The 3757-nt window shown below is 60.4% G+C and carries 1 rRNA gene and 3 other annotated features; the gene reads left to right on the forward strand.

The features are described 5' to 3' along the window. Positions 1-37 precede the first annotated feature (37 nt). Positions 38-153, forward strand: a sequence feature (16S ribosomal RNA rRNA prediction is too short). Positions 154-157: 4 nt separating this feature from the next. Further along, positions 158-808 (forward strand) — a sequence feature (16S ribosomal RNA rRNA prediction is too short). Positions 809-1297: 489 nt separating this feature from the next. Then, positions 1298-1434, forward strand: a sequence feature (23S ribosomal RNA rRNA prediction is too short). 15 nt (positions 1435-1449) lie between these two features. Further along, a 23S ribosomal RNA gene (locus FZ103_RS00015) occupies positions 1450-3757 on the forward strand; the annotation flags it as partial.

The following is a 3757-nucleotide window of genomic DNA, read 5'->3' on the forward strand; positions in this document are numbered from 1 at the left end:
AAGGCGGGTCTCTGGGCCTTACCTGACGCTGAGGAGCGAAAGCGTGGGGAGCGAACAGGATTAGATACCCTGGTAGTCCACGCTGTAAACGTTGGGCGCTAGGTGTGGGGACTTTCCACGGTTTCCGTGCCGTAGCTAACGCATTAAGCGCCCCGCCTGGGGAGTACGGCCGCAAGGCTAAAACTCAAAGGAATTGACGGGGGCCCGCACAAGCGGCGGAGCATGTTGCTTAATTCGACGCAACGCGAAGAACCTTACCAAGGTTTGACATCGCCGGTAATCCCGCGGAGACGCGGGGTCCTTTTGGGATCGGTGACAGGTGGTGCATGGCTGTCGTCAGCTCGTGTCGTGAGATGTTGGGTTAAGTCCCGCAACGAGCGCAACCCTTGTTCCATGTTGCCAGCACGTGGTGGTGGGGACTCATGGGAGACTGCCGGGGTCAACTCGGAGGAAGGTGGGGATGACGTCAAGTCATCATGCCCCTTATGTCTTGGGCTGCAAACATGCTACAATGGCCGGTACAGTGGGCGTGCGATGCCGCAAGGCGGAGCGAATCCCTAAAAGCCGGTCTCAGTTCGGATTGGGGTCTGCAACTCGACCCCATGAAGGTGGAGTCGCTAGTAATCGCGGATCAGCAACGCCGCGGTGAATACGTTCCCGGGCCTTGTACACACCGCCCGTCACGTCATGAAAGTCGGCAACACCCGAAACGTGCGGCCTAACCCCGTTTGGGGAGGGAGTGCGTGAAGGTGGGGCTGGCGATTGGGACGAAGTCGTAACAAGGTAGCCGTACCGGAAGGTGCGGCTGGATCACCTCCTTTCTAAGGAGTCTTGACGAGCCGGCCTGTGGGCCGGGGGTGCTTCCCGTGTGGGGGGCTCTTCGGTCTGGTTGTTTTTCCGTTGTGGCCGGCGGACTCGTAAGTGGACCCGGCAGGTTCGGGTCGTTGCCTGTGTGGTGGGGCGCTCCTTCGGGGGCCGGCTCTGCGCGGGGTGGCGGCCGGGTGTCGGGATGGTGCTTGGTGGACACGCGCTGTTGGGTGTCTGAGGGAGCGACCCGGTGGGTTGTTCTCCCCGATGCCACCCTGATGAAGACCTGGTGGGCCGGTGGTGCCGGCGGCGGGTCGTGGTGCCTGTCCTGTGGGGCGGGTGCGCGGCCGGTTGCGGTGCTGGTTTGCGGCCTGGGGGTTGTGGTCGGGTGTGTGGCTGGTGGTTTGATTTGTGGATAGTGTGCGCGAGCATCTTGTATCTGTGGTGGCCAAGCAAGAGTGGCATACGGTGGATGCCTTGGCACCAGGCGCCGATGAAGGACGTGGGAGGCCGCGATAGTCCACGGGGAGTTGTCAACCGAGCGGTGATCCGTGGGTGTCCGAATGGGGGAACCCAGCCCGAGTTGTGTCGGGTTGCCGCCGTCTGAATGTATAGGGCGGTTGGTGGTGACGCGGGGAAGTGAAACATCTCAGTACCCGCAGGAAGAGAAAACATGCCTTGGCACCAGGCGCCGATGAAGGACGTGGGAGGCCGCGATAGTCCACGGGGAGTTGTCAACCGAGCGGTGATCCGTGGGTGTCCGAATGGGGGAACCCAGCCCGAGTTGTGTCGGGTTGCCGCCGTCTGAATGTATAGGGCGGTTGGTGGTGACGCGGGGAAGTGAAACATCTCAGTACCCGCAGGAAGAGAAAACAAGAGTGATTCCCTGAGTAGTGGTGAGCGAAAGGGGATGGTGGCTAAACCGCGTGCGTGTGAGAGGCGGCAGCCGTTGCGTGCGTGGGGTTGTGGGGTTCGCCTGTACTGGGTCTGCCGGCCTGGTGTGGGGTGTGGTGTGTTAGTCGAAGCCGTTGGGAAGCGGTGCCGGAGTGGGTGAGAGTCCCGTAGGCGAAGGCACGGCATACTTCATTGGGCGTGTCCCCGAGTAGCGCGGAGCTCGTGGAATTCCGTGTGAATCCGGCAGGACCACCTGTCAAGCCTGAATACGTCCTGGTGACCGATAGTGGACGAGTACCGTGAGGGAAAGGTGAAAAGTGCCCCGGTGAGGGGTTGTGAAAGAGTACCTGAAACCGTGTGCTGTCAAGCCGTCAGAGCTTCGCTTTGGTGCGGGGTGATGGCGTGCCTTTTGAAGAATGAGCCTGCGAGTCGTGGTGTGTGGCGAGGTTAACCCGGGTGGGGTAGCCGTAGCGAAAGCGAGTCTGAACAGGGCGGTTGAGTCGCATGCTGTGGACCCGAAGCGGGGTGATCTACCCATGGCCAGGGTGAAGCGGAGGTAAGACTTCGTGGAGGCCCGAACCCACCAGGGTTGAAAACCTGGGGGATGAGCTGTGGGTAGGGGTGAAAGGCCAATCAAACTCCGTGATAGCTGGTTCTCCCCGAAATGCATTTAGGTGCAGCGTCGTGTGGTGCTCCCCGGAGGTAGAGCTACTGTTTGGCTGATGGGCCCGACAAGGTTACTGAGGTCAGATAAACTCCGAATGCCGGTGGAGCCGAGTGCGGCAGTGAGACTGCGGGGGATAAGCTTCGTGGTCGAGAGGGAAACAGCCCAGATCATCAGCTAAGGCCCCTAAGGGTGTGCTAAGTGGGAAAGGTTGTGGAGTTGCTGAGACAACCAGGAGGTTGGCTTAGAAGCAGCCATCCTTGAAAGAGTGCGTAATAGCTCACTGGTCAAGTGATTCTGCGCCGATAATGTAGCGGGGCTGAAGTGCACCGCCGAAGCTGTGGGGCCGGCACGTTGTGTGTCGGTTGGTAGGGGAGCGTCGTGCATCCGGTGAAGCTGCGGGGTGACCTTGTGGTGGAGGGTGTGCGAGTGAGAATGCAGGCATGAGTAGCGATACCGGAGTGGGAAACTCCGGCGCCGATTGACTAAGGGTTCCTGGGGCAGGTTGATCCGCCCAGGGTGAGTCTGGACCTAAGGCGAGGCCGACAGGCGTAGTCGATGGGCAACGGGTTGATATTCCCGTACCCGTGCGCGTGCGCCCATGCTGATAGCCCTGATGCTGACCATGCCGGGTGCTTGTGCCGCTTTCGGGCGGTGCGGGTGGCCTGGTCTGGGACCCGAGGGGTGTGTAGGCAAGTGATGGGGTGACGCAGTGGGGTAGCCCTACCCGGCGGTGGTTGTCCGGGGGTAAGCGTGTAGCCCGGGGTGGTGGTAAATCCCTGCCCTGTTATGTGGGTGAGGCGTGATGCCGAGCCGTTTTCGGCGAAGTGGGTGATCCCGTGCTGTCGAGAAAAGCCTCTAGCGAGTGCGTGTGCGGCCAGTACCCGAAACCGACGCAGGTGGTCAGGTAGAGTATACCGAGGCGTTCGGGTGATCCGTGGTTAAGGAACTCGGCAAATTGTCCCCGTAACTTCGGGAGAAGGGGAGCCCTGTCCGGTGATCAGGTTTTCCCTGTGAGCTGGGTGGGGTCGCAGATACCAGGGGGAAGCGACTGTTTATTAAAAACACAGGTCCGTGCGAAGTCGTAAGACGCTGTATACGGACTGACGCCTGCCCGGTGCTGGAACGTTAAGAGGACCGGTCAGCAGGCTTTTGTGCCTGTGCCGCTGGGAATCTAAGCGCCAGTAAACGGCGGTGGTAACTATAACCATCCTAAGGTAGCGAAATTCCTTGTCGGGTAAGTTCCGACCTGCACGAATGGCGTAACGACTTCCCCGCTGTCTCAACCGCGGGCCCGGTGAAATTGCAGTACGAGTAAAGATGCTCGTTTCGCGCAGCAGGACGGAAAGACCCCGGGACCTTCACTATAGCTTGACATTGGTGTTTGGGATG

Origin of the sequence: Streptomonospora sp. PA3 (assembly GCF_009728995.1) — a bacterium.
Lineage (GTDB): Bacteria > Actinomycetota > Actinomycetes > Streptosporangiales > Streptosporangiaceae > Streptomonospora.